Here is a 26,596-nt window from a genome sequence, read left to right on the forward strand (position 1 = left end):
ATAGAGAAGCACCCCTGGCGCAGCTGCGCAGCCGGGGGTGCTTCTTTTAAGCTTTGGAGCGGGAAGATTCCCGGACAATGATCTTCGGCTGAAGCCACACCCCTTGATGCGGAAGCTCCGGCTGCTCAATCCGATCCATGATCATCCTCCCGGCTCGAACGCCGAGCTCGAACGTATTAATAAACAAGCTGGTCAGTGAGGGCGTTGTATGCGCCGAAAAAGGCTCATCGTCAAACGCGGCAATCCCCAGCTGACCGGGCGCATGAATGCCCAGCTCCTTGACCGCCTTCAACGCTCCGAATGCAACCTGGCTATTCATGCAGATGATGGAATCCGGCGGCGAACGCCTCTCCATCAGCCTCATGACCTCCTGATAGCCCAGCTTGTCATCCGCCACTCCTCGCGCGTCCCAGATCTCGTCTGCTGGAAGGCCAGCCTCTTGCAGCTGAGCTTGATAGCCCTGGTAGCGTTTTGTAAATAACCGTTCCCCTGTGACGCCGCCAATAAAGGCGATGCTGCGATAGGATTGAGCAAGCAGATGCTCCGTCAGCATGCGGCCGCCCATCTCATTGTCGAAATCGACCCATGTTGCAGCAGCTCCCCCATACTCCCCCATGGATACATACGGAAAATCAAGAAGCCTTAGCTGCTCCGCGTCCTCGTCCGTGAGAATGGAATTGTTCGTAATTAATCCGTCAATCCGCCTGCTCATCACAAGCCGCTTCATATAATGGCGTTCCTCGTGAGCATCGCCGGCGTTGACGTTAACGACTGTCAGATCATATTGCCGAGGACCGATAACGCTTTCAATCCCTACCATTATATTATAGAAGTGAGGGTTCAAATACGCCTGCTCCTGAGACATGTCGATCAGCAAGCCGATATTGTATGTTTTTTGCTTCGCTAGCCGAGTCGCCATACTGCTTGGCGTGTAGTTCATGTCCTTCATAATTTGCCGCACCCGCGCTTTCGTGTCCGCCGAGATCGTGGGAGAATCATTCAACACCTTGGATACGGTCGATTTGGCTACACCCGCTGCGCGCGCAATATCCGTAATTGTTATTTTCATAAAGCTTTCCTCTCGTCTCCGCCTGGGTAATTTCCCTTAAATATAGCATACCGGCCGGCAAGGAAATACTATTATCTATCGCATATCGGCCAACCCCTCCTTCATATATTGCCACAAGGAACATTATGGAAGGAGGGCGACCTCATGAACCCCAATCCTCAGTTTCGCACCTATCAGCCTTTTGTGGGACCATTCGACCCTTGCCCGCCCATTCGAGAAAAAAGCTACAACGTCCCGCCACAGCTGTTCATTACCTTTCAGCCTCCCAATTGGCAGCAGTTCTCGCCTTATGAAGCGTTGAAATACGGCACGTTGTGGCCAGCGCTTTACGCTCCCTACCCGAACCCTAATCGTCAGAAAGAAGGTGAATCATGATGGCTCATCAGCTCGATGAAGCTTATTACAAGCTGCTGCATGACCTTCAGTCTGTCGATTTTGTGCTGGTGGAGCTTAACTTGTACCTGGATACGCATCCCGATGACGAAGCTGCAATCGCGCAGTACAATCAGTTCTGCGAGCTCCGCCATCGTATAGCCGCGCAATATGAAGCCCAATACGGACCGCTTATGAACTTCGGTCACAGCCTCTCCAAGGCTCCGTTTCAATGGAAGGAAGCTCCTTGGCCCTGGCAAGTGTAAGGTTAGCTTAGCGCGCCGCTGTAGGCAGGCGAAAACTTGACGGAGAAAGCGAGGAACGCGAGCCGATGTGGACTTACGAGAAGAAGCTGCAGTACCCCGTTAAGGTGAGCAAATGCGATCCCTTAATGGCCAAGTTTCTGATGGAGCAATACGGTGGAGCCGACGGCGAGCTGGCCGCAGCGCTGCGTTACTTGAATCAGCGATATACGATTCCAGACAAGGTCATCGGACTGCTGACGGATATCGGAACCGAGGAGTTCGCCCACCTTGAGATGATCGCTACGATGGTCTACAAGCTGACCAAGGACGCTACTCCGGATCAGATGATCGCGGCCGGGCTAGGTCCGCATTACGCCAGCCATGACAGCGCGCTGTTCTATTCGAACGCCGCCGGCGTGCCGTGGACGGCGAGCTATATCCAGGCGAAGGGCGACCCTATCGCCGACCTCTACGAGGACATTGCCGCCGAGGAGAAGGCCCGCGCCACCTATCAGTGGCTCATCGACATGACGGACGATGTAGACCTTCAGGACAGCCTGAAGTTTCTCCGCGAGCGTGAAATCATCCACTCCTTGCGCTTCCGCGAAGCTGTCGAGATCCTGAAGGAGGAACGGGACCGACAGATTTATTTTTAGGTGCGAATCCATTGTAGACGGCTTTGCCGTCCTTGGGTGGGCCAGCTTCGGATATCACATTCCGGGGCTGGCCTTACTGTCCGATATTCTATGACTCGGTACTACTCTTGTCGTTTCCGCCTTTCATTAACACATAAACAACCTGTCCTTGTCCGCCTAAAACAATACATCCAACCCGCTCCCAAAGCTCCCTCTCCGGCTTTTCTCCAGCACATTGGGATCGAAAATGTCAACTCCGCCGCAGCGAAGGCACGAGACAAACAGGTAGTGGTGGTACTGAATGTCCATTAGCTTGCTGAGTCCCGTGCCCGTCATTGCCACCTCATTTACCATACACGCATCATGACCACATTTTCCGCAGACATAGCTCTCCGTCAGACGTTCCTCGATCCCCTGGCGCTGCTCCCTTTCATCCACTTCAGCATCATCGCCCCGCTCCTCGGGGCCGCCGCCTTCCAGATGCTCCGGCAGCACCTCGTGTCTGCAAGACGGACAGATCGTTCCGCTCAGCACCACTTCTTCTCCGCACCATGGACATAATACCTGATTCATCCCGTCAGCCTCCTTATATTTCAAGCTTTCACTCTAATACACCATGAAGCTCCTATAGGTTGCAAGCATTATTGTTCAAAAAAAACAAAAAGCCCGCAAACCGTTACGGTTTGCGGACCTATGCAGCCCCACATCGCCAGACCTTCCTTTAGCCCGGCTCCGGAGTCTGCCCGCTGACACGGCGCAGCTCATTGGCCAGCCGGTTGAACTCCTCGCGCGCATCCTCCGAGTCCGTCGCAAAGTATCCGGCGCTTAGAAAGCGGATTATTTTGTTGGCATCCTCTGGCGTTAGCATAGGCTCTTCCCCTCCTCCATCGTCGTCCAGCTTCGTATCGACGGAGGCGACAAATGCTTCCCAGCCGCTCCAGTCGCCATCCTCATTCATGAGACGAGGACAGTTTTTGCCGCTCCAGTCATAATGCCTGCGCAGCCGATCCGTCCCCCAGCCCCGATCCTTCAGCATGGAAGCGACTAATGTGGAAGCATTGTCCAAGGTCGCGTCGTAATTGCCGCTCTCCGTGATTTCGATGCCGATCGAGGTCCGGTTGCCGCTGCCTGCGGAGCTGCCGTCACCCGCATGCCAGGCCACCTCGTTAAGCGGTATACATTCGATCGCCTCGCGCTCGTCGATGACAATATGGAATGACGCGGTGCCGTTATTCGCCGTATTGGTTAACCAATTGCGCTCATTGCGGGCAGTGCTTCTCGGATTGGCTGTATTGTGAATCGTAATCGTCGTGGCACTCATGGCGATGCCGGGACGGCGATTGTTTTTTGTTGACTTTGGAATGTAGTCCACAACATAGGTGTACATCCCCTCTGCTCCCCCTTCCCTGAGCCGTTATGCTTCCATCCTATTCCGCACAGGGCGGAAAGGGCACAGCTACTCCAGGAAGACGGCTTTCGCCTCACTGTCCCAGCTCACGCCAAGCGACAGCACCTCTGCCAAATCCCGCACCTTCACATAGCCGGTGGATTGGGACAGGGTCGTCTCCAGCTCTTGTCCGTTCGCCGTTACCTGGGTTCCCGTCCACCCGATTTTGGCGCCGAGCGCCTCTCCGATTCGCCGGGCGGGTATCCATGTCACGCCTTCCTTCAAATAGCCGCCCGCGAGCACCTGTCCCTGGTGAATGATAGGAACCATCGCGTTCGTCTGGAACGCTGGCGGTTTCTCCTGCCGCTCGCCAAGCTCGTCGTACCTTGTTAAGCCGTATTGCCGGATAAGCCTAATCAGCTTGTCGGCATAGGCGGGATCCGTAGCGTAGCCGCTTGCCTGGAACATCTGAGCCTGACTCTCCGGTGTCTTCGCCGCACGAACGCGATGATATCTGGATGTGCCAAGGAACAGCTCCTGATCCTTATAGAAGTGGTAAATGCTTCTGTACGCCCGGAAGGCCGATTGCGTCTCAACCGCCCGATTATCGACATACTCCCACGTGCCCTTAACAACCGCCTGCCCTTGCCAATACGCGTTCCGAACGCCAGTCCCCACCTTAATGCCACCCAGGTTGTTCCACGCATGAATCACGCCGCCCGTCTCCAGGATGCTCTGCGCGATGCGCACGGAAGGGAAAATCGGTGAGCCCTCTTGTCGTACCAAAATAACCGCTGGCGCTATCGCCGCAATAAATTGCTCTCTCGTCAGCTTCGCCATAAGCCCAGCTCCTCTCTTGGATGGGTTGTACGCACTCCTCCATACTTCCGTTATATGCGGCGCAGACGCAGAAGGAAACGGCCTTCCGTCTATGTGGACGAAAGGCCGCTTGGGTGGATGCTATAGGTTATAAAATAATTTCGTATTGCGCAGCAGGGCTGAAGCCGCCTCTGCAACCGGAATGCCTTTGATCTCCGCCAGCCGCTCCGCTGCCGCCTTCACCATCTGCGGCCTTGTGGGCATGCCTTCGAACGGTCCGTCGAACGGCCAAGGCCCGTCCGTCTCCACCATCATCAGCTCCAGCGGATAGCGCCGCGCCAGCTCGGCAATTTCCTCCTCGTATACGATGTCCGGCGTAACGGAGATGAAATAGCCCGCTTGCGCCATTCGGCTTGTCGTCTCGGCGCTTCCCTTGAACCAATGAAAGTGCGCCCGCTTTACGCCATGCTTGCACAGCAGCTCACAGGCCTTATCCGCGTCCTCATATACGGCATGGAGCACGATGGGACGATTCAGCTCCGCAGCCAGCCTCACGAAAGCCTCCAGCAGCTTCAGATGACGCGCTTCATCGAACGCCTCTCCCTTCGCCTGCCGCTCCGTCCGCATATAATAGGGCAGCCCAACCTCTCCAATCGCGAACGGCTCTCCCGAAGCATGTCTATGGCGTATCCAAGCCAACAGCCTCTCTCGCTCCTCCTCCGAAGGCGGCTCCTGCTCGGGATGAAAGCCGTATGCCGGCAGTACCTGGCCCGGGTAACGAGCTGCTAGCGCTGCGGTCCGCTTGCAGGACGCCAAGTGCATCGAGACGGCGACCACCGCCTGTACGCCTTCGCGGAACGCCGCTTCAAGCAGCCGCTCCTGCTCCGCATCCTCATACAGCTCGGCATGAATATGCGCATCGATATAGCTTAGCCTGTCAGTCATGCCGCGACTCCTCTCCCTCCGCCCCTTGCAAACGCCGTAACAGCCTTCCCCTCAGCTCCATGAACCGCGCGTCCTCCCACAGCTCCTCCCGGCGCGGACGCTCGAACGGAACAGCTATCTCATCCACGATCTCTGCCGGAGACGAGGACAGCACCAGTATGCGATCGGACAAATACAGCGCCTCTTCGATGCTGTGCGTAACCAGCAACACCGACCTCCTATTCTGCTCCCACAACGAGAGTAGCCACTTCTGCATCTGTCCCCGGGTAAGCGCGTCCAGCGCGCCGAACGGCTCGTCGAGCAGCATGAGGGGCTGAGGCGACAGCAGCGCTCTCAAGAACGACACGCGCTGCCTCATCCCGCCCGATAACACATGGGGATACGCGTCGGCGTAAGAGTCGAGGCCGATGCGTCTCAGCCATTCCCCAGCACGCGCTCGCGCCTCCTTCCTCGACACGCCCGCGACCGAGAGAGACAGCTCAATATTGCCTATGACGGTTCGCCATGGGAGCAGCGACGCCTGCTGAGGCATATACGCCACATGGCCGGTCTCGCCCGTCGTTTCTCTGCCGCCGATATGCACTTCGCCGGACGATGGTCTCGCAAGTCCCCCGATGATGCTGAACAGCGTCGTCTTGCCGCTGCCCGAAGGACCGATGATGGAGACAAATTCGCCTTCCGCGACGCGAAGCGACACATGGTGCAGCACCTCCTGCTCACCGCGTTTATCTGCAAATGTCTTGCTTACGTTCCGCACCTCAAGCATTCGGCTTCACCTCTTCCTTCGCCGGCCGCCAGCGGATCACCAGCTTCTCCGCCAGCGCGACCAGCCCGAACAGCGCCAGGCTGACCACGATGATCAGAATGGCGGCAGCGAATGCCCGCTCCGGCATAAATCCCCGGGTAGACAGCACCATGTAGCCCCCAAGGCCCAGCTTCGGCGACAGCATCTCCGCGAACGAGGCGCTCAGCACGCTGTAGGAGGCTGCGATCTTCAGCCCTGAGAACAATCCCAGCGCAGCGCCCGGCAGCTCCAGCCTCCAGAACAGCGTCCACTTCCCGCTGCCGATCATTTGCATATATCGCCGCAAGCCCTCGTCCGTCCCGGACAGGCCGCCCAGCATAGCGACGCTGACAGGGAAGAAGCAGACCAGCATCACAAGCAGCGCCTTCGGCAGCATGCCGTAGCCGAACAGCATCGTCATGATCGGGGCAAGGATGACGATGGGCACATTCTGCGACAGGATAAGCAGCGGATAGACGCCTCTGCGCGCGCCCGGCAGCAAATGCAGCAAAGCGGCGAGCCCGAAGCCCGCCGCCGATCCCCCCGCAAAGCCGATAAATGCCAGTCCAATCGTCGCGGCTGCATGCTCAATCAACCTCGGCCACACATTCGGCTTCAGCACCTCCTGCGCGACACCGGCCGGCGACGGCACAATCCACTCCTCCACCAGGGAGAAGGAGACCGCCGCTTGCCATACGCCAAGCACGGCGGCCAGCACAACGAGGGGCGGCCATATGCGGGACCAGCCCGCCGTTTTATTGCCCATCGGGATATTTCTCAAGCAGCCGGTCCATCGAGGCGCCGCTCTCCGGGTTATAATAAATTTTGATCTGCGAAATGACGGAGGCGCAGCCCATCTCCGCCATCGCTTCGTTCATCCGCTGCACCACCGCCAGGAGCTCGGCCAGCTCCCCTTCCATCGTCGTCTCCAGCGGAGCGACGCGGTAAGGAACGCCCGATGCCTTTATGATGTCGATTGCGCGATCCACGTAAGGAAGCACACTGGCTCCCCCCGGCGTGCTTGGCAATATCTGAATGCTGACCAGCGCGTTAGCCATACGATCCCTGCTTTCTGCTTGATGTTAGCCGTTATTCCGGCAAAAACTCGTTCGTGAACGCTTGCTCCGCGTCCAGCTCCTTCTCCAGAAGCCCGCGCTCGAACATCCAGTCCGCGTAGCTGTCCCACACGCTCAGCTTCTGCTCACCCCAGCGCGCCGCGTCGTCCTGGTAGCGAGGGCTTAGCCACTTCTGGCTCGCCTTCACCAGCTCCGGATTCAGATCGGGCTCCGCCGCGATCAGTATATCCGCCGCTTCCTCCGGCTGGTCAATCGCATACTGATAGCCTGCGGCAGCGCCCGCCGTGAATGCCTTCACCAGCTCCGGACTGTCGGCGATCAGCTTCTCGCTCGTGACGAGCACAGGCGTATAATAATCCAGCTTCTCGCTGTAATCCGTGAGGTAGACCATGTTCAGCTCTTCCCCGCGCAGCTCCGCCTCTACACCCGTCCAGGCATAATAGATCCAGGCGAAATCGATATCCCGCTTCACAGCCGCGAAGAAATCGCTGTCGCCTATGCTCATGATGTCGACCTTGCCGACATCTCCGCCGTCCTCGCGCATGAGCGCATCGATGACCGCTTCCTCCACCGGAGCGCCCCAGCCGCCATAACGCATGCCCTCGAACTTCTTGGGCGAATCGATGCCCTTCTCCTTTGGTGAAGCGAAGCCCGACGTATTATGCTGAATGACCGCCGCGATCGACACCAGCGGCACCTCCGCAATACGCGCCATCGTCACCGATTCCTGATAGCTGACGCCGAATTCCGCATTGCCTGCGGCAACCATCGCGTCGGCCCCCTCTTGCCCTGGCTGTATAATCTCGACCTCAAGCCCCTGCTCCTCAAAGAAGCCTTTGTCCCGAGCAACATACAGGCCCGTATGATTCGTATTGGGCGTCCAGTCCAGCACAACCTTCACTTTCTCCAGAGGCTTGTCCGCCGAATGATTCCCTTCCTTGCTGGCCGCCCCCTCGTTCCCGTTATTTCCGCCGCATCCGGCGATTGCCATTGCAAGCGCAAGCGTCGTCAGCGCACGACCCCATTTTCCTTTTGTATGGCTTCCCATGCTGCATCCCTCTCCCTGTCTGTTCAGTTGTTGGTGCCATTGACGGCTCTCCGTTCATACGAAAAAAAACGCCCCCCGGATACGGAAGACGTCGTGTTGTCGGCTGTCTCAAGCTGCTAAGCTAAGCTTCGATTCCTACGCCGGCATTATCCGGATCAGGTTATACGGGTCGGAATGTGTGGCATTCCCTCTCAGCCGGCTCCTCCAGCTCCCCGGAATATGCAATTCTCGTCAATAACGTTTCCATTATAGCAGACTGCGACCAGAATGCCAGCCTTATTTTTCCGCCTGCAGGCTTCTCAGCCCTTCGGCCGCCTCCGCGCGATACCGCTTTCGAATGCCAACAACAAGCATCGCGAGTGGAAGCACAATCTGGAACAGGGGCACAATCTTAAGGGTAATGTCGAGCCCGATCCAGATGTGGTACGTATTGTTAGGCTCCAGGAAGCTCATGCCATAGATGAACGCCCCAATCGGGAATACCAGGCTGCGCTGCGAAATGCCCGTTACCGCGTTAACCGTTAAGATGGAGGCGATGAACAGCGTTGTTATTTTGACATATAAGCCGGTGTACAGGAGCAAGGTTACAATAATATCAAGCCGCTCCAGGAAGTTCGCCAGCCGCACAAGCTGCACGACCTGCAGCAGAGGCAGCGCCGTCAGCGCGGACAGCTGGGGTCCCAGCACACACATAATGAGCATATTCATCCCGACTAGAAACGCGGATACGATCAGATAGGCTTTATACGATGCGGGCCCTATCAGGTTCTTCTCCTTGACCAGACTCCAGAACACCAGCATAACGACCATCTGTCCGAAGGGGAACGAGAGCAAATCCGGGAACACCGCCTGCACAATCGGCATGGGACCGTTCTCCATCATCGGCAGGAGCCGCCCAAGCTTCACCAGACCGCTGGAGAATACGAGCAAAATAAGCAATCCGTAGCTGATGACGACTACAGGCAGGAGCAGCTGGACGACTCGCACGAATACCTCGACGCCCTTGCTCGCCGTATACGCGCTGACAAGCAATATAATAAGCATAATGATCCATTTCGGCGTAAATCCGAGCAGCGCCATCGTTGTCAGCTCACCGAAGTCGCGCACGTTCCGCATGGATTCATACGCGAACCACATGGCTTGAATCACTCCCACGGCTCCGCCAATATATCGGCCGAAGTGGAACTTGTACAAATCCGCGATCCCGACACTGGGAGCCCGCTTCTGCAGCCGGATATACAAGACCAGCAGAATCAGTCCCACTGTCGCCGCAACGGTCATCGCAATCCACGAATCCTGCTTGGCCTTAATGCCCAGCTCGAATAGCGGCGTGCTGCCAATCATAAACAACATGATGAGAATGGCCAGCTGGCTTTTGCCTATTTGCTGCATGTTTCCCCTCCTCCCCGCGGCCGCAAGCGTCGTCAGCTCCCTGCTTTCTTCTGCGCATCCTTGAAATTATTACCGCTCATGCCTGTGGAATTCAGCTTCATCTTGACCGTTGCTTCAACCTCTGTCTGAGGGAATACGTCCCGCCAGCTTCCGCTTATTTCCTTCCATTGCTTCGGATAGCTTCGGTAAATGAGCGTGCCGAAGCCGGTCACGTCGACGCCCTGCTTGCGAACGGCCTCCCAGCCGTCCAGCATCGTCGCTTTGATCTCATTCTCAATCCGGCGCTCCAGCTTCTCTACCTCTGCCGGCTTGCTCAGATCTCCGGGGCAGTTGTATTCCATGAGTATCCCTGTTGCCTCGACGTCTGCACGTATGAGCCACTTGCCGTTCCTCGGCTCCGGCTTCAGCCTGGTGGAGGCGGTCAATATTCTGGCGGACGAGGTTTCCTTGCCCTTCCCTTCATCGGAGCAGGAGAACGATACGGTGGTTTTGTCGATATGATCGGTCAGCCACATAGTGCCTCTGCTCTGGTCATCATCCAGCCAGCCGACGAGCTTGTCTCCCTGGATAAGTCCAAGCTCGCTTAGCCGCACCTTCGTCTGCGTGGTCGTCCCCCCCATCATGCCCGCGTTATCAGTGCCTTCCCCTGGACCGGCGATGACAAGTCCCGGAATGCTGGTTGCCTGCGTGCTGCCAAGCAGCTCCATCAACACGTCGTGAGCTGTCATCTGGCGGAACGAGGAGCTTCCCAGCTCCTGATTCGCTATCATCCGCTGGATCGCCGCCCCCGGTATTTGCTCCAGCGGGATCAGCTGCTCCAGCATGCGCCTGGCGCTGCCTTTGGACAGGAAGACGCTTACGGTTTCTCTGGAATCGTGATTTCTCAGGTACGCCTCCAGCAAGGGACCCAGTCCCTTGCGCGCCGCTTCCTGCCCGATCACAATAGATTGATTGTGGGAGAAATAGAGCCTGCGGCTCGTCTCCTCGCTCGCTTTGCTGATGGCGTATCGGAAGTTCTCACCGGTTGTCGAGAACACATTGACTGCAGCAGTCCCGCTCTCCCCCGTCTGGCTGGAGATCGCTTTGGGAATGACGATCTGATAGGACAACGTCCACTTGCCGTTATGCCAGTCGACACCCGTGGCCGAGATAATCGCTATATCATTCAGCTCCACGCGATTCCAGCAGCCCGTCTGAACCAGCAGGAGCAAGGCGCATATCATGAATCTGAGCATTCGCATCGCGGTTGCCCCCTCTATTTGCCGGAATGCCGCTGCGCGGGCGGGCGCTTGGCACTGCCCTGCCGCCGCGGATTGCGAAGATTCGTGTCCATGGGCCGCAGCACGATCGACCACCAAGGCTTGCGGACAAATATCCCCTTCAGCATTACCCATTTATTCGGTGAAGGGGCGAACGGGGACATATACGGCACCCCGAACGAACGCAGCGACGTCAGGTGTACGATGATGAACAGCACCGATACATAAATGCCCAGAAATCCGAGCATGCCCGCCATGATCATAATGCCGAACCGAAGAATCCTCGACGTTGCCGCCATGCTGGATTCCGGCATCACGAAATTCGAAATCGCCGTAAAGGATACTACGATAACCATGCCGGCGGACACGATGCCCGCTTGCACAGCCGATTGCCCCAGCACGAGCGCGCCCACGATCGAGATGGCTGGACCAATTGCCCGCGGCATGCGCAGCCCCGCCTCGCGAAGCACCTCGAAGGTCATCTCCATCAGCAGGGCTTCCACCAGACCGGGGAATGGCACTCCTTCCCTCTGCGCCGCAAGGCTGATGAGCAGCGTCGTGGGCAGCATCTCTTGATGGAATGTCGTAATGGCGATATAGAGAGACGGGAAGATCATCGAGATGAGATAAGCGACATAACGGATTGTCCGGATGAACGTCGCGATGTCGAAGCGCTGATAATAATCCTCCGGCGAGTCGAAGAAGCTGAAGAACGTTGTGGGCGCAATCAACGCGATGGGAGAGCCGTCGACGAGAATGGCCACCTTGCCCTCCAGAATCGAAGCCGCGACCGTATCCGGCCTCTCCGTGTTCATCAGCGTAGGAAACATCGTAAACGATTCATCCTGTATAAACTCCTCAATATATCCGCTCTCCAGCACGCCGTCGATATCGATGGCGGCCAGCCTCCTGTACACTTCCTTCACTACGGCCGGATCCGCTACCCCATTCAAATATAGAACCGATACATTGGAATGGGTCTGCTCCCCAATCTTGTGCGTCTGCACATGCAGATTAGACGACCGGATAATGCGCCGAACGAGGCTGACATTCGTATGCACATCCTCGACAAAGCCATGCTGCGGTCCCCGGATCACCGTCTGCGTCTGTGGAATGGTGACGGCGCGCTGCTGGCCGCCATTCACATCGGCCAGCAGCGCCGTTACGCCGCCATCCGCCAGCAAGAGACAATGGCCATCCGCCATATATTGCAGCGCTTCCTCCATCGTCGACGTTTCCTTAACCGAGCTGATCGAGACGACGCAGGCTCGCATGGACGTGAGCAGCCGATCGCCCCGCTCCTCCGCATACGCGGGCAGCTCCATCGTCATCATCGGCGCGATGATGCTTTCGTTAATGGTTGCGGTCTCGACGAGACCGTCAATATAAAGCAGAGCAATCTCCCTCTCGGGGGCTGCGTCGCTGCGGAATAATCGAATAACCAGATCGCTGCTGCTCCCGAACCTTGCGTTCACGGCATGCACGTTCGCTTGAAGCGACGCGCTGAGCGGCGTTTTTGCCCCTTGTTTGGTTTCGCTCATAACGCACCCTCTATTTCCATGTTGCTTCTATATTGGCTCATTATGGCTTTCTTTATGTATAGCTTCAGCCTTCACCAACAAGGCGGGACTCCAATATGATGTACGGACTAAGCGAAACGGGAGGGAATGGGCCGCATGAACAGCATCAGCTTGTGCATGATCGTGCGCAATGAAGAGGACAGCCTGGGACGCTGTCTGGCATCCGTGAAGGAAGCGGTGGACGAGATCGTCATCGTCGACACCGGCTCCACCGACCGGACCAAGGAAATTGCGTCTTCCTTCGGCGCCGTTATCTACGACTTCGAATGGATTGACGACTTTGCCGCCGCGCGCAATTACGCTTTCGAGCAGGCGACGCAGACCTTCATCCTGTGGCTCGACGCGGACGACGTGCTGGAGGAAGCGGATTTGCGGCGCCTGCTGACACTTAAATCGCAGAAGCTTCCGTATGACAGTATTACAATGAGCTATCATCTGAGCTTCGACTCTGCCGGCAATCCTGTCTACAGCCTGCGCAGGAATCGCCTGGTGCGCCGCAGCGCGGGCTTTCGCTGGCACGGTCCCGTCCACGAATATTTGGCCGTCTCGGGGCGCATCCATCATAGCGACGTTGCCGTCACCCATCGCAAGGAGCGGCAGCATACCGACCGCAACCTCCGCATTTATTTGAAGCGGCTGGAGGCCGGAGAAACGTTCACACCGCGGGATCAATATTATTTCGCCAATGAGCTTCGCGATCATTCTCGCCTGGAGGAAGCCGCCTCGTGGTATGACAAATTTCTGGCATCCGGCCGCGGCTGGGTGGAGGACGAGATTGGCGCCTGTATGAAGCAAGCAGATTGCTACGGGCGGCTTGGGCAATCCGACCGCCAGATCGCGTCGCTGCTTCGCACGCTGAGCTACGATATCCCGCGAGCCGAATTTTGCTGCCAGCTTGGCGCCGCCCTGCTGGAGCAGAAGCGTTACCAGCAAGCTGCCTACTGGTTCACACAAGCGACGCGGCTCGAGAAGCCGGTCCACCTGATGAGCGCCACGGACAACGCCGCTTGGACCTGGCTCCCCCATCTGCAGCTGACGGTTTGCTACGACCGAATGGGCGACCGCGCCAAAGCGATGGAGCATCACCGCAAAGCCCGCAGCTACAACCCGGATCACCCCAGCATCGTCTTTAACGAGCAATACTTCAACAGGACGAAGACGTAATCGGGCTCCCCTGGGGACCAGAAGCTCGTATTAGGCAGGGCATCCAGCTTAAAAAGCGGCGTTCCCTCAGATGGGGACGCCGCTTTTGCTTATCTATTGAACATCAATGGTTGATCGCCAACTCCAATGCCGCCATCACTACTCGCCTTCTGTTCTTAGGAGAGAGCCTCAGATAATCCCTAATGGATTGCGTTTTGATCAGGGGCCGGGTGTCTTCATTTATGCGATCAAGCTCAATCTCAGCTATATACGAAGCAACCCGCCTCTAGTAAAAACGCGTGCGGAGAAGTCAAACGTCAGCGTTACCGTTGTAAAACCTGCCAACAAACCTTCAACGAACTCACAAACACTCCTCTTCAACGAACCAGAAGACCCCACGTGTGGGTTCGATTCATCGCATGCATGATTGAGGGCTATTCACTCAGAAAATGTGCCGAGCAATTACACAATGAAGTCACACATGTCACCTTGTTTTACTGGCGACATAAGATTCTTTCTGCCTTGAAGCAGGTTCCAACTGAAGCATTCCAGGACATCGTTGAAATGGACGAGACCTACTTTCTATACTCAGAAAAAGGCAAGCGGAAGATTGCTGACCGTAAACCCCGCAAACGAGGCGGCAAAGCCAAGTATCGTGGCATCAGTAAGGAACAAGTATGTGTCCTTGTCGCCCGTGACCGTCAGAAGATGACCTACTCTGGCGTTCTTGGACGTGGTCGCATTCAGACAACGAAATTAGATGAGGCGATTGGCAGTTATTTATCCGATTCGAACGTGCTTTGTACGGATGCTTGGCGGGCATTTAGCTCTTATGCGAATGCAAAAGGCTTAGCTCATTACCGATTCAAGTCCGATGGGAAACAACGGGTGAAGGGCGTTTACCACATCCAAAACGTAAACAGCTATCATAGTCGTTTGAAGAAATGGATGGACCGCTTCAATGGTGTTGCAACCAAATATTTGCAACATTATTTAGCTTGGTTCCGTTATATAGACAGCAAGGAATATGAGAATACTTCATCAAATAAGAAGAATATGTTGGTCCAATCGTGCTTGTTTACTGTTAATGACACGAATAAAAAGCTTCGGCTTTCTGCTTATTCTTGTTAAGCTTTCGGCTATTATTAATCCATTATGGATATTAAGTTACATGGAGGGATGATAATGAAAATATGGTCGATTTCTATTTTTTTGCTATTAATTCTAATAGGTTGTACGAACAATGGTAAACTCACCGAAGAACCAGAAAACAAAAGCATCACGGGAGATGAACCTCCAAAAGCCATGATTCAGATTGGAAATCAACTGTACGAAACAAAACTTGGCTCATATTGCTGGACAAGTAGATGTGTGGATACAGCGGGTCCAACTGAAACGCTAAAAGACAAAAATCCGATTACTGTAAATCCTGGCGATGAAATTAATTTCGTGATGGAATATCAACCAAAACCAAACAAATTTCATCTCGAACAATTTAATGAAAACAAACAATCTGAAGTTGCGTTGAATAATAATGGTTTTAATGCACCAGTACAAGAAGGAATATATTATTATTCCTATGGAACGTGGTGGATGGATGAAAAAGAAGCAAACGTATCCCGTGGGAGTGCCTTTTATGCATTTGTTATCAAAGTAAATTAAACGTTTCAAGTAAGCCTGTTCATCCTGAATGGGTACTATTGTTCAATAAACCGCCTTTCAACCAAGGTGGTTTTCTTATTCTTAAAAATCAACATTGGAGTTTAACATAGCCAAATGAATAATGATAAGTTGAGCGTATTGGAGAAAGAAATGGATTCGATTATAAAAAACATCATTGTTCAACTAAGGACAGAGAAATCTATCAGTAATAGTATGATTGATCAATTAATTAATCAACTTGATGAATTCAAAGCTATAATAAAGGATCAAGATCATATATCTCGCACATTTGCAGGTAAATTGTTTTATTTATTTAGCACAATGGTTTTTGAGGCGAAATATATGCAATATGATCAAGATATTATGGATGTAATTTCCCAATTAAGAGTCTGTGTATTGAAAGTTTTTGATGAACAACAATTTCAGATCTAAACACGGGCCACGCGCAAGTGTAACAGCTTCATGTGGTTTTCATTTTGAGTGACGAAATAGCCCCCATCTAGCGATAGGAGCTGCTCGAAGAGATACATCATGACAGTCCCGATGGCGCTATGCAACGGTACGGTATGGCTTTGGCATCAGCGCCGTCACGATTGGCGTATTCGCGTCATGCCGCACAGTGTGAAGAACAATCATAGACGTTACGTCTTCCTTATACCGTTGCAGCAACCTCGTCTTCCCGCAACGTCGCCATTGGGTGCAAATAGGAATGGTCAAATGAATGGCTTCAATGGATCGCCCTCCCGCACTTTGTTCGCCCAATCCGGGTTGACGAGTGCGCTCGTCCCCACGGCCACTAGGTCCGCATCGCCCTTCTCCAGCAAGGCTTCCGCTTTCTCCGGATCGCCAAGCTTGTTCTGAATAAATATACTGCACTGTAGACCTTTCGTCGCCAAGATGCATACTCCTGAGTTTCTATCGCCTAGCACAGCCCAATTTTTAGAGCTCGAGGTCCACACGATGATGTACGAATTTACAAAAATGGAATCAGCAGGACTGTCATCCGGCTCTTCATTGATGGCATCCCAATATTGACCACCGCTCAAATGAATCGGGAGATTAATCCAATTGTAATATCCGAATTCTTTGAAATAATAATGTTCCGGATCGGGGTCAACAACGGCTACAAGCACGTGGTCATCTTTAGATTCTCCAGCCAGAATCACAAGACTCTCCCAGAAATCATCTGTCCCAATTGAACACTCCCGCCACCTAAGAGGTGGAGGATTCTTGGGTTGTTGCTCCTCATGGAGCAAAGTCGTAGCGATATTTTTTTGAAATATCGTACACCAAGCGATCCCTGTGGTTCCCACAGTTCCTATTTTATTCGTTACTGGGCCATGGCCTTTATGTTTTGTGCCGCATTCCAATCTCGGTCATGTGGCGTTTGGCAAGATACACATGTCCATCCCCGCACGCTCAAATCCCTCACTTCTGCTTGCTTGTACCCACAGACGTGACAGGTTTGGCTCGTTGGCGCAAATACCGGTGTTTCCTTGATCGTTCGCCCATACCACTTGGCTTTGTAATGCAGTTGACGGCTCATTTCGCCCCAGGATGCATCTGCTATGTGTTTGGCGAGGTGTCGTTGTTTCATCATGTTTGCAATACGTAAGTCCTCGAGACAGATCGTTTGGTTTTCACGGATCCATTTCGTAGTCTGCTTATGCATCGCGTCTAATCGGCTATTTCGAATCCTTTCATGGATGAGGGCGACTTTTCTTTTCGCTTTAGACCAGTTACTTCCGCCTTGTTTCCTTCTTGCAAGGATGCGCTGCCATTTCGTGAGCAGCCGTTCATATCGCAACGTATATCTTGGATTATCCATTGCAGGACCTTCCGAAGGCACGGCAAGATACTTGATACCCACGTCAATACCGAGTATGCGGTCAGTTAAAGGAAGAGGCTGGATGTCGACCTCGCATACCAACGATACAAACCATTTGCCGCTTGGGGCTAGTCGTACGGTAGCGGATAGGATCCGGCCTTCGATCTCTCTTGACTTGGCATAGGGTACCCAGCCTAGCTTGGGAAGTTGCAGACGGTTTTCCTTCACAGCAATGTTCCCGTTCGTATATCGCGTCGTATAGCTTTGTACGGGATGCTTGCGACTCTTGAAGCGAGGTAGATAATTCTGCTTGTTGAAGTGGCGCTGATATCCGTCAGCCAAGTTTCGCACAGCCGACTGTAAGGCAATGCTGTCCACTTCTTTCAACCAAGACCACTCGCGCTTCATGTCAGGAAGCTGAGATGCACAGGCGTTATAAGACAAACCTTTGCCTGTAACCTGATAGGTATGCCTCCATTTTGCTAGGAGGTGGTTGAACACAAAACGGCAGCAACCCAATGTTTTGCGCAATTGCATGATTTGTACATGACTAGGATAGATCCGAAATTTGAAGGCTTTATGCTGGAGCATCGTCTGATTCGTCACCTCGCTGCAAAAGAGATGAATGTAACTTATTCCAATTATAGCACAAATGTTCGCATTTATCCACAAACAAAATTCCCGATTCATCCCCTGGCTACGCTCTCACTTCGTGAGTAAGGTGGCTTAGAGGCAGGGGTATTCTCGGTGTCTATGATAAATCAAAATTATAAAAGAAAAAATGGTTAAAGCATGGCCTGAATACTTGATCAGGCAGTTTCTTTTCACCGTTAATCATCTCATGTATACCATTCCTCATCTGCCCGAAACTCGCCTTTGTTTTGCAACCTATATCTCTGATACATTTTAACTCCCCTCCTCTGCGGATGGACGGCATCATTCACAAAACCTCACCATTAATCACATCCATGTCCCAATGCCCCCAAAGCTCCTTTTCGGAGATATTGCTGCGCCCGCCATTCGAGCTCAGCATTACAGCTGCACCAAAATACTCCCGGCAACCTTGTTGCGGGGATTCCTGTAACGTGTTGACGTTCTTTCGGATCGTCATAGCTACTAGCCGAATATAAGAATGGCCTGCAGAACCTGCAGTTATTTGGAAGCCCCATCAACATTTCAAGGAGATTACCTGCAGAACCTGCAGGTATATTGGGGTCAAAGGGCTCATTCCCCCAAAATCCATGTATTTACATGTACCTTTTGCAGTTATCGTTGGCCACAAGGAACCTTTCACCAAAATAACTGTACTTTCTGCATGTCGAGCATGAATCGGCTGGAAAGCCGTGCTTCCATACGGGCATACAGGGCTGCGCATTCGCAGGCTTCACTCGTCGTGAGCATTCTTCTGTTTAACTGATCTGGATTCAGCGCGATAGCGGTAATTTCCCCTTGTGCATTGCAGTTATACCCGGACAAGCGTGCTGAAGATGTAATGATTCCCAAACATAACTTTTGTATAAAACACCCCTTGCGCGGGAACAATTGTTCGTATTAATATTAAATAAGAACAAATGTTCTGAGGAGTGATGAAGGATGTCAACCGATCAATGGATTGTCCGAAGAGCGATGATCGCCCGCCCGGGTCATCAAGAGCAGCATGTCAGTCAGCGTGTAATCCGTGCCCTGCAGCACAGAAACGGCATCTTCCATGCACATGCATACCCTGCGGCCAAGCGCGTGCCGTATGGATTCCGAGCAGCGCCTGCGTCTGCCGGCGGGCCCCTGGGCAGCTATGTCTTCTGAACGCTCCATTCTGCTGGTCGACGGGCAATCCTTCTATGCGTCCGTCGAGAAGGCGGCGCATCCCGAATTCAAGGATATGCCGGTAGCTGTGGGGGATCCGGAGCGTCGCAGCGGTATCATATTGGCAGCATGTCCAATAGCGAAGGCCCATGGCGTGACAACGGCTAGCCGCGTATTTGAAGCGCAAGCGGCATGCAAGGACCTCGTCATTATTAAGCCGCGGATGCAGCGCTATATTACGGTATCGCTTTTAATTACGGAAATTTATGAAGCCATCACCCCTCTCGTGGAGCCCTACAGCATCGATGAGCAGTTTCTGGACGTGACGGGAAGCGCCAATATGTTCGGCTCTGCCGAAGAGGTGGCGCGCCAGATTCAACAGCGAGTCATGCTGTCGACGGGCGTCTGGAGCCGCGTTGGAATAGGCCCCACCAAGGTGCTGGCCAAAACCGCAACGGACAATTTCGCCAAGCGGCATCCCGACGGCATATACCGGCTGGACTACAGCAATATCGAGCAGGAGCTATGGCCGCTGCCTATCCAGAAGATGTTTATGGTGGCCTCCAGGATGACCAGACGGTTCTTGATGTGGGGCATTCAGACAATTGGCGATATCGCCCGGATGGAATTGCCGGATTTCAAGCGATTAATGCGGCGCATGATGGGCAAGCAATCGGACATCCAGGCCGAATATTATTGGCAGACCGCCCGGGGCATCGATCCAAGTCCCGTTATGCCCTCCATTAGAGGGGCGCTCCAATCCGTGAGCCACGGGAAGGCGCTTCGCGCTTCGCTCTACACGAGAAAAGCCGATATTGAGGTTGTCATTCTGGAATTATGCGCGGAGGTTTGCCGCCGCGCCCGCCGTATCGGCATTCAGGGAAGGGTTGTCTCGCTGGGCCTGGGAGAAACAGACGGGCTGCACGCCCATACCTTTGGCCGTCAGCTGACTTTGCCGTATCCGACCAATCTGACGCGTGAGCTGCAAGCAGCGGTTCTGCGCCTGTTTAACGAGCACTGGAGAGGGATGCCAGTGAGCTATATAACGATTGCGCTCACACAGCTCGTCAGAGATGATGTGCAGTATCTGGACCTGTTCACAGATCGCGCCAAGACGTATGACCTGGAGCGCGCAATGGATGGAATTAAGGATCGTTACGGCGATACCGCGATACTGCGAGCATCGTCTCTGCTGGAAGCCGGGATTGCCCGTGAGCGAGCTACGCAGATCGGAGGCCATTACAAATGAGCAAATTAGATGGTAATAACCGATGGGGAGGCAAGATGCTAATGACGGAGCATCAGCAACAATATGATAACCGGAGTCAGCCGAAGCTGACGGGACGGCCGACCAAGGAAGAGCTGGAGATGGTTCGAGATTTCATTACCTACCCCCATATCATTCATATGATTCAGAAGAGCCAGGAGGACGTGGAACTCGTTCATATTACCTTGAAAGGCGTCCTTATGAGATGTCTCGAATATTTGCTGTTCAAGGCATCCAACGACTTCTATTCCCTGAAGCGCGAGCTGAAATCCAGAAACATTAAAGTGGTTGAAGACGAGACAAACGACGGCATTCTGTACTATCGCTACTTCTGCAGAGGATACGAGGACAAATTCGGAATCGTCAAAGAGACGCTTCGCACCGAAATCATCCAACGCATGACTCGTTATACCTCTGAGATTGGCCAACGGTTTGGCGAGAGATGATCAGAAGCCCGCGCTTCTGCAAGCAAGCTGCTGCATCGCTCACACCCTCCCATCGCCCGCCTCCCATCCCTCTCCGGGCTTCTCGCCCCGCTGAGAGGCAAGAACTGCAAGCTCCAGCTTGCTGAGCATCAGACCATATTCATTCGTAATCTCAAAGCTTCGGGGAAGCGGCAGCTCGCGGAAATAGCGGGCCACCTGGTCAACCTTCTGGAACCAATCCCCAGGCTCGACCGGGTCCATGGGGTGATCCTTCCACGCTGATGGAAGCAGCGGGCTGTAGATCCGATCAGCGCCGGGCTTCAGCCGGCCGCCAAGCAGCTTCTCTTCGTAGACGCGCTTCGGCGCTCCACGACGAACGCCCTCGAACAGATGCGGCGCATAATCGCTGCGCGAGCCGGTATGCTTCACCGCGGCAGCGAAGCTTCTAGCCCCTTCGAATACCGCCGGCACGCCGAACAGCATGGCATACAGCCGCTTGCCGAATTCAATTCGCTCCTCCAGATCGCGGAAGCTCTCCAGAATCAGACCGGCCAGACGCAGCTCTCCGCATCCGCCGTGCTCCTTATCCTCGCTCCCATAAGGGAAGAAGACGCCGTTCAGCTGCAGGAGCGACTGCAGGCCGAAGAAGAGTGTGTGCAGGACCCGCTGGTCGAAATACGGGCTCTGGACAACGCGCCCCTCGATGAAATGCTGTTCGTTCACAATCAGGGATGTCGTCAGCAGGGCGGAATCCCGTTCTCTCCAGAACTGCTTCCACACAGGCGTCATAAACCGCGACACGCCGAAGGCCGGCAGCAAATGAAACAGACTGCGGCCCAGGCTCCGGCTCCACTGGTAAAGCAGCAGCTGTGGATAAGCGTCTGCAAATATAAGACTGTTGGCCCGTTCCAGGAACAGGAACACATCCCGCCGCTGATGATCCGCAAGAAGCCTCGGGAGCCATTCCCCTTGCAGGTCCGTCATGTTCCAGCCGCCGTTGCGCGACACCAGATGCGCGAGCAATGCCCAGTGCAGCTCCGGCGAGTGAAAATATACGTTCCGATACGCTTCCGTCCGCGTCACATTGTTGCGATTCGCTTCGGCGGTATCTTTACGAATCCGCTCAATCAGCATCCGCTCGTCCGGCGACCAGGCTGGAGCCTCAGGCTCGCCTGAAGCTGGGGCGGAAGTGTCTGCATCATCAGCGGAGACTGCCTCAAGCTTCAGCCAAGCCTCCTTCAGCTTCACAACGGACCCGTCCGGGAGCGACAGGGGCTCCGCTTTCTCCAGCATGTCATGGGACGCGTTCATCGCCTTCCATTTTCCCGTCGCATAGGCCAGCGCCTCGCCGGGCAGCGCCAGCAAATGACTGAACCATCCCCCAAGCCCGGAGCGCTCCTCCCCTTTGGGCCGATCATCCGCGTTATCTTCTGTCATTGTTGCTCCCCCTTTCACCTGACACCCGCATGCTTACCATTATTTGCAAATGACAAGTCCGTCATACGAAGCAGACCTTCACAGGCGCCATACCGTACCGTATGCCGCAGCCATATCGCTTGCCTCTCGCTTCGCGCGGATGAGAAAGTTATAATGGTTACAAACTTGAGGAAAGGGGCAAAGGCCTGGATGTGCGGACGATATACGGTGACCGTGACGCTGGAGGAATTGATGCTGCGATACATGATCGAGGAGACGAATGTGCCCTTTCATCGCCCCAAATATAACGTCGCCCCCGGCCAGCAGGTGCTGGCTGTCATAAGCGGCAGCAACGGAAAAAACCGTCTGGGAGAGCTCAAGTGGGGGCTTGTGCCGCCGTGGGCTGACGATCCCAAGATCGGCTATATGATGATTAACGCCAGATCCGAGACGGCAGCCGAGAAGCCTGCGTTCAAGGTCCCTCTCCAGCGGAAGAGATGTATCCTCCCGGCAGATGGCTTCTATGAATGGAAAGCCGTTCAGGGAGGGAAGCAGCCGATGCGCTTTACGCTCAAGACGAGAGACCTCTTCAGCTTGGCAGGCCTGTACGAAACGTGGGTATCGCCCAGCGGCGAGAAGCTCAGCACATGCACCGTGCTGACGACGAGGCCGAATGAGCTTGTCGCCCCGGTTCATGACCGAATGCCCGTTATATTGAGACCCCAGCATGAAGCCGCATGGCTCAGCCGAGAGCAGCAGAGCGTTCCATCCCTTCTGTCGATGCTGGAGCCGCTGCCCCCTGAGGAGATGGAGGTCTATCCGGTCAGCGCCGCCGTGGGCAACGTGCGCAATGACGACGAATCGCTGATTGCCTGCCAGCCGCCCGCTGAACAGCTTGGTCTGTGGTAGCTCTTGCTTGAATTCTGTGAAGGAAGCGAACGCCAGAATTCGGCTGATAACGAGTAAATGGATATGGGGAGTGTCAAATGACATCAATAGCGTATCAAGGTATAGCTCATTCAACTGTTCATGTTCCTGCCATAATTGAAAAGGTGCGAGAATTTGCACTTTCATATGGTTGGAAGATTGAGCGCAATGCCCTAGACTTCATTGTTGTTACGCCTCACCGTCAATGTGAATCCATTGTAATAGCCTTTGATCAGAAACTGAGATTTTCTGGCGTTACCAAGACAGTGTATTCGCCTGTCGAAATACATCATCAAATTTCCGAATTTTTCTTCGCAATCAAACCTTTATTAAAACGGCTTCGAATTGATGATGACACTGGCTACTGGGACGCTTTCTTAGAAGAAAGGCTTAACAAGAAGTCTAGAGAGCTTGTTATTTTTCCAGATGTGAAACAAGATAAAATCATTACAGAACAGCTATTTCTCTCTAAACATGCGACTTTGGCGGATAAGGAATTCTGGACCTACGACTACGATAATCGAGACTCCTATTTCGAGAATCGCATTTTGCTTCATTATCCTACGATTAGAAATCTAATGGGATATGATTTGGCCAATGGCAGAGGCTTTGCTTTTATCGCAGATGATATTGTTGTCAACCTGGAGAAGGAGGGTTTTGTGTCATACGACTCAGAGTTTTTCCAAATGTATCATTCCCGCTACTTTAATGCCCTTGCAATTTTATGGGCTTGGCGTAACTCCATTGACAAGCCTACGGAGACAAAGCGCAACAGGTGTTTTGCTTTTGCACATGCACTTGAAAATGGTGTTGAAGGCGGGGAACAAGACGGTTACAGTGGTAAGCTGCATCGAGAGGCATCCCTTGCATTAGATATACTTTTAGAAAAAGAGGGACCTGCCTCTCCGTATCGTAGTTTGCAAATATTTTATGCTTTATTTGATTTTTGCCATCTTAAAAGGAAACCCATTGACTGATCCCAAAAATTACACAGAGAGCTTTCCCCTTAACAAACAGCCCTTTAGAGGCTTTTTATTATTTAGAATGACTATCATACAAAAAAATCGCTGACCCGAAGGTCAGCGAAACATGCCCCATAGCTTCAACAGATGGAAGGTATTGTTGGGGTCAATCTTTTGAGCCAATACGAAATTGACGATCTGCTCCTCTTGCACGTCCGACAGCTTCTCATGCAATATGACAGCGGCGGATTTCACCAGCTTTCGAACCTTGGCACGATCCTGCAGATCAAATTTCGTTACATGAGAGAGCAGCTGACGAATCTTATCCTTGACATTGGGATTTTTCAGCTTCGTCTTGACGCGTTCGACCAGCTGCGGCTTGATGCCGTAGTTCTGGTAGCCCATGGGATGATGCACCTCCTTCGGCAATCCTGCAATGCACTAACTGCTTCTATGCACTAACTATATGCCGAAGAGGGGCAAATCTTGCTTAATCGAGCTGTTCCCCTTGAAATAAGGGATCATCCCGCAGCATAGCCCACAGCTTCGAGAAGGAAGGATTCGTCCAGAAATCCTCCTTGTCCGCCAGACGCCCCGCATCTTCGCGGGCCAGCTCCAGGGTGTCGTAATCCGCAACCATGTCCGCTACGCGGAACTCGGGCAGGCCGCTTTGCTTCGTGCCGAAGAAGTCGCCTGGACCGCGAAGCTCCAGATCGCGGCGCGCCACCTCGAAGCCGTCGTTCGTCTCGGTCATGACCTTCATCCGCTCGCGTCCATTCTCCGATTTGGGATCGGCCACGAGAATGCAATGAGATTGGTGCTCCCCGCGTCCTACACGCCCGCGCAGCTGATGCAGCTGCGACAGGCCGAAGCGCTCCGCGTCCATAATAATCATAAGCGTCGCGTTAGGCACGTCTACCCCAACCTCGACAACCGTTGTGGCCACAAGCACCTGAGATTCGTTCGCCCCGAATTGAGACATCACCGCCTCCTTCTCGGAAGCCGTCAGCCGGCCGTGCAGCAAGCCGACGTGCAGGTCAGGGCAAGCCTGCTGCAGCTGCACATACTGGTCAATCGCGTTCTGCACGTCCAGCTTGTCCGACTCCTCAATGAGGGGACAGATGACATAGGCTTGCCGCCCAGCGGCAGCCTCCTTGCGTATGAAACCCAGCACGCGCTCCATCGCGTCATGCTTCACCCAATACGTCTTGATCGGCTTGCGTCCCTTCGGCAACTCCTTGATCGAAGAGACATCCATATCGCCGAATGCCGTGATGGCCAGCGTACGAGGAATCGGAGTTGCCGTCATGGTCAGGACGTCAGGATTGGGGCCTTTGCGCCGCAGCACGCTGCGCTGGTTTACGCCGAACCGGTGCTGCTCGTCCGTCACAACAAGCCCAAGGCTGCGGAAATATACATCGTCCTGAATAAGCGCGTGCGTGCCGACAATGACATCGATCAGTCCCATCTGAAGACCCGCCAGCACATCCCTTCGCTTGCGCTCCGTCAGGCTGCCCGTCAGCAAGCCAACCTGCAGCCCCGTGCCCTCATACAGTCGCTCCAGCGACTTGGCGTGCTGCTCCGCCAATATTTCTGTCGGCACCATAAGAGCGCCTTGATGACCGGCCTTCACCGCGCCATAGAGCGCGATTGCGGCCACTACCGTTTTACCCGAGCCGACATCGCCTTGAACCAGACGGTTCATGCTCCAGCCTCGGCGCATATCCGTCAATATTTCGTTCACGACCTTCTTCTGCGCGTCGGTCAGCTCGAATGGCAGCGTCGCCGCGAAGCTGCGAATCGTCTCGCTTTCAATGCGGAAGGCGATGCCGTCATTGCGCACGCGATTAAGCGAACGGTACGCCTGCAGCTTCAGCTGGAAGAGAAACAGCTCCTCGTATACCATTCTTCTGCGCGCTTCCTGGCCTTTGCGGAAATCGCCGGGCATATGCAGCAGACGGAAAGCCTCCGCCCTTGTCATTAGCCGATGCTCCTCCACGAGCTCGTAGGGCAGCACCTCTTCGATCATCGCTCCGTACTGCTCGAGCGCCGTCGCTATCATTTTGCGAATCCATTGCTGGGTAATGTTGCCGCCCACATGATAGACGGGCTGCAGCGAGCCCGACTTGCTATTCTTCGCCGTATCAGGGAACTCCGACTCTGATACCGTCATCCACAGGCGATGCTGCTCCCACTTGCCCGTCAGCATAATTTCCCTTGACAGCGTCAATTGCTCCTGAAGATAAGGCCGATTGAACCAGACCGCCGTCACCAGCAATCCTCCAACCTCGACTTTGCAGGTCAGACGCGACTTATTGCGGCCGTAGCGCTGCAGAAGCGGCGCCCCGCGCACGATGCCCAGCACCGTCGCCTTCTCTCCGTTCTTCACCTCGGACAGCTCACGCAGACGATAATCCTCGTAGCGAAACGGGAAGTAGCCCAGAAGGTCAGCGATAGAGCGCACGCCAAAGGCGTGAAGCTCTCCCTCCTTGAGAGCGCTCACGCCTTTGAGCTGTCTAACCGGTATTTGATCCAGCTTCAACATGGTATGG

The 26,596-nt window shown here is 54.2% G+C and carries 27 protein-coding genes, 1 pseudogene and 1 riboswitch; of the genes and pseudogenes, 11 read left to right on the forward strand and 17 right to left on the reverse strand.

All coding sequences use genetic code 11. The annotated features are described in order from the left end of the window. Positions 1–46 precede the first annotated feature (46 nt). Positions 47–1,069 carry a LacI family DNA-binding transcriptional regulator gene (locus AB1S56_RS14305; RefSeq protein WP_340868571.1) on the reverse strand — a complete coding sequence of 341 codons (1,023 nt, stop codon included), beginning with the start codon at positions 1,067–1,069 and terminating at the stop codon, positions 47–49. Positions 1,070–1,213: 144 nt separating this feature from the next. Here AB1S56_RS14305 and AB1S56_RS14310 point away from each other — a divergent pair, with 144 nt between their 5' ends. From AB1S56_RS14310 to AB1S56_RS14320, 3 genes are all read left to right on the forward strand, one after another. Then, positions 1,214–1,444 (forward strand): spore coat associated protein CotJA, encoded by a 231-nt coding sequence (locus tag AB1S56_RS14310; RefSeq protein ID WP_340868569.1) that lies wholly within the window; start codon positions 1,214–1,216, stop codon positions 1,442–1,444. Further along, positions 1,444–1,707 carry a spore coat protein CotJB gene (locus AB1S56_RS14315; RefSeq protein WP_340868889.1) on the forward strand — a complete coding sequence of 88 codons (264 nt, stop codon included), beginning with the start codon at positions 1,444–1,446 and terminating at the stop codon, positions 1,705–1,707. The genes AB1S56_RS14310 and AB1S56_RS14315 overlap by 1 nt, the downstream gene beginning before the upstream one ends. A gap of 65 nt (positions 1,708–1,772) precedes the next feature. Next, positions 1,773–2,342, forward strand: coding sequence for a manganese catalase family protein (locus AB1S56_RS14320; RefSeq protein ID WP_340868567.1), 570 nt, complete (start codon positions 1,773–1,775; stop codon positions 2,340–2,342). 156 nt (positions 2,343–2,498) lie between these two features. Here AB1S56_RS14320 and AB1S56_RS14325 read toward each other — a convergent pair whose 3' ends face one another. The 11 genes from AB1S56_RS14325 to AB1S56_RS14375 form a co-directional block, all read right to left on the reverse strand. Further along, positions 2,499–2,894 carry a zinc ribbon domain-containing protein gene (locus tag AB1S56_RS14325; RefSeq protein ID WP_340868565.1) on the reverse strand — a complete coding sequence of 132 codons (396 nt, stop codon included), beginning with the start codon at positions 2,892–2,894 and terminating at the stop codon, positions 2,499–2,501. 148 nt (positions 2,895–3,042) lie between these two features. Next, positions 3,043–3,708, reverse strand: coding sequence for an N-acetylmuramoyl-L-alanine amidase (locus AB1S56_RS14330; protein WP_340868563.1), 666 nt, complete (start codon positions 3,706–3,708; stop codon positions 3,043–3,045). Between the two features lie 69 nt (positions 3,709–3,777). Then, positions 3,778–4,548, reverse strand: coding sequence for a glucosaminidase domain-containing protein (locus AB1S56_RS14335; protein WP_340868561.1), 771 nt, complete (start codon positions 4,546–4,548; stop codon positions 3,778–3,780). Positions 4,549–4,668: 120 nt separating this feature from the next. After that, positions 4,669–5,472 (reverse strand): TatD family hydrolase, encoded by an 804-nt coding sequence (locus tag AB1S56_RS14340; RefSeq protein WP_340868560.1) that lies wholly within the window; start codon positions 5,470–5,472, stop codon positions 4,669–4,671. Then, positions 5,465–6,238, reverse strand: coding sequence for an ABC transporter ATP-binding protein (locus AB1S56_RS14345; protein ID WP_340868558.1), 774 nt, complete (start codon positions 6,236–6,238; stop codon positions 5,465–5,467). Before AB1S56_RS14345 ends, AB1S56_RS14340 begins: the two co-directional genes overlap by 8 nt. Next, complete coding sequence (locus AB1S56_RS14350; RefSeq protein WP_340868556.1) at positions 6,231–7,022, reverse strand: ABC transporter permease; 792 nt, start codon at positions 7,020–7,022, stop codon at positions 6,231–6,233. The genes AB1S56_RS14345 and AB1S56_RS14350 overlap by 8 nt, the downstream gene beginning before the upstream one ends. Then, a complete protein-coding gene (locus AB1S56_RS14355; RefSeq protein WP_340868555.1) occupies positions 7,012–7,314 on the reverse strand; it encodes an MTH1187 family thiamine-binding protein in 303 nt (100 codons plus the stop codon). The genes AB1S56_RS14350 and AB1S56_RS14355 overlap by 11 nt, the downstream gene beginning before the upstream one ends. A gap of 31 nt (positions 7,315–7,345) precedes the next feature. Further along, positions 7,346–8,380, reverse strand: coding sequence for an ABC transporter substrate-binding protein (locus AB1S56_RS14360; RefSeq protein WP_340868553.1), 1,035 nt, complete (start codon positions 8,378–8,380; stop codon positions 7,346–7,348). Positions 8,381–8,493: 113 nt separating this feature from the next. Then, a riboswitch (TPP riboswitch) is annotated at positions 8,494–8,605 on the reverse strand. Positions 8,606–8,656: 51 nt separating this feature from the next. Next, the gene (locus AB1S56_RS14365; protein ID WP_340868552.1) at positions 8,657–9,772 is read right to left on the reverse strand and encodes an endospore germination permease; all 1,116 of its coding nucleotides are present in this window, start codon (positions 9,770–9,772) and stop codon (positions 8,657–8,659) included. Positions 9,773–9,804: 32 nt separating this feature from the next. Then, positions 9,805–11,013 carry a Ger(x)C family spore germination protein gene (locus AB1S56_RS14370; protein WP_340868550.1) on the reverse strand — a complete coding sequence of 403 codons (1,209 nt, stop codon included), beginning with the start codon at positions 11,011–11,013 and terminating at the stop codon, positions 9,805–9,807. A 14-nt stretch (positions 11,014–11,027) separates the two neighbouring features. Then, positions 11,028–12,572: a spore germination protein gene (locus AB1S56_RS14375; protein ID WP_340868548.1), complete on the reverse strand. Its 1,545-nt coding sequence runs from the start codon at positions 12,570–12,572 to the stop codon at positions 11,028–11,030. Positions 12,573–12,707: 135 nt separating this feature from the next. Between AB1S56_RS14375 and AB1S56_RS14380 the strand changes: the two genes are divergently transcribed. From AB1S56_RS14380 to AB1S56_RS14395, 4 genes and pseudogenes are all read left to right on the forward strand, one after another. Next, entirely contained in the window at positions 12,708–13,775 is a 1,068-nt protein-coding gene (locus AB1S56_RS14380) for a glycosyltransferase (RefSeq protein WP_340868547.1), read from the forward strand. A gap of 285 nt (positions 13,776–14,060) precedes the next feature. Beyond that, positions 14,061–14,885, forward strand: a pseudogene (locus tag AB1S56_RS14385) (IS1595 family transposase); the annotation flags it as partial. Between the two features lie 54 nt (positions 14,886–14,939). Next, a complete protein-coding gene (locus AB1S56_RS14390; protein ID WP_340868546.1) occupies positions 14,940–15,416 on the forward strand; it encodes a hypothetical protein in 477 nt (158 codons plus the stop codon). A gap of 114 nt (positions 15,417–15,530) precedes the next feature. Beyond that, positions 15,531–15,848, forward strand: a complete 318-nt coding sequence (locus tag AB1S56_RS14395; RefSeq protein WP_340868545.1) for a hypothetical protein — start codon at positions 15,531–15,533, stop codon at positions 15,846–15,848. Positions 15,849–16,129: 281 nt separating this feature from the next. Here the strand turns inward: AB1S56_RS14395 and AB1S56_RS14400 are convergent, their stop codons facing one another. After that, positions 16,130–16,312, reverse strand: a complete 183-nt coding sequence (locus tag AB1S56_RS14400) for a hypothetical protein (RefSeq protein ID WP_340868544.1) — start codon at positions 16,310–16,312, stop codon at positions 16,130–16,132. Between the two features lie 434 nt (positions 16,313–16,746). Next, entirely contained in the window at positions 16,747–17,835 is a 1,089-nt protein-coding gene (gene tnpB / locus AB1S56_RS14405; RefSeq protein WP_367903471.1) for an IS200/IS605 family element RNA-guided endonuclease TnpB, read from the reverse strand. A 1,201-nt stretch (positions 17,836–19,036) separates the two neighbouring features. Between tnpB and AB1S56_RS14410 the strand changes: the two genes are divergently transcribed. Together AB1S56_RS14410 and AB1S56_RS14415 are read left to right on the forward strand one after the other, a co-directional pair. Continuing rightward, complete coding sequence (locus AB1S56_RS14410; protein ID WP_340871813.1) at positions 19,037–20,296, forward strand: DNA polymerase IV; 1,260 nt, start codon at positions 19,037–19,039, stop codon at positions 20,294–20,296. After that, positions 20,293–20,760, forward strand: a complete 468-nt coding sequence (locus tag AB1S56_RS14415) for a hypothetical protein (protein ID WP_340871736.1) — start codon at positions 20,293–20,295, stop codon at positions 20,758–20,760. The genes AB1S56_RS14410 and AB1S56_RS14415 overlap by 4 nt, the downstream gene beginning before the upstream one ends. A 39-nt stretch (positions 20,761–20,799) precedes the next feature. Here AB1S56_RS14415 and AB1S56_RS14420 read toward each other — a convergent pair whose 3' ends face one another. Continuing rightward, a complete protein-coding gene (locus AB1S56_RS14420) occupies positions 20,800–22,176 on the reverse strand; it encodes a DUF2515 domain-containing protein (RefSeq protein WP_340871738.1) in 1,377 nt (458 codons plus the stop codon). Positions 22,177–22,365: 189 nt separating this feature from the next. On the opposite strand from AB1S56_RS14420, the gene AB1S56_RS14425 reads away from it, so the two are divergent. Beyond that, entirely contained in the window at positions 22,366–23,064 is a 699-nt protein-coding gene (locus tag AB1S56_RS14425; protein ID WP_340871739.1) for an SOS response-associated peptidase, read from the forward strand. A gap of 77 nt (positions 23,065–23,141) precedes the next feature. Continuing rightward, the gene (locus AB1S56_RS14430) at positions 23,142–24,059 is read left to right on the forward strand and encodes a hypothetical protein (protein WP_340871740.1); all 918 of its coding nucleotides are present in this window, start codon (positions 23,142–23,144) and stop codon (positions 24,057–24,059) included. 102 nt (positions 24,060–24,161) lie between these two features. Here AB1S56_RS14430 and AB1S56_RS14435 read toward each other — a convergent pair whose 3' ends face one another. After that, a complete protein-coding gene (locus AB1S56_RS14435) occupies positions 24,162–24,449 on the reverse strand; it encodes a stage VI sporulation protein F (RefSeq protein WP_340871741.1) in 288 nt (95 codons plus the stop codon). An 85-nt stretch (positions 24,450–24,534) separates the two neighbouring features. Further along, positions 24,535–26,589 (reverse strand): ATP-dependent DNA helicase RecG, encoded by a 2,055-nt coding sequence (gene recG / locus AB1S56_RS14440; RefSeq protein ID WP_340871742.1) that lies wholly within the window; start codon positions 26,587–26,589, stop codon positions 24,535–24,537. Positions 26,590–26,596: the final 7 nt, after the last annotated feature.

Origin of the sequence: Paenibacillus sp. PL2-23 (assembly GCF_040834005.1) — a bacterium.
Lineage (GTDB): Bacteria > Bacillota > Bacilli > Paenibacillales > Paenibacillaceae > Pristimantibacillus.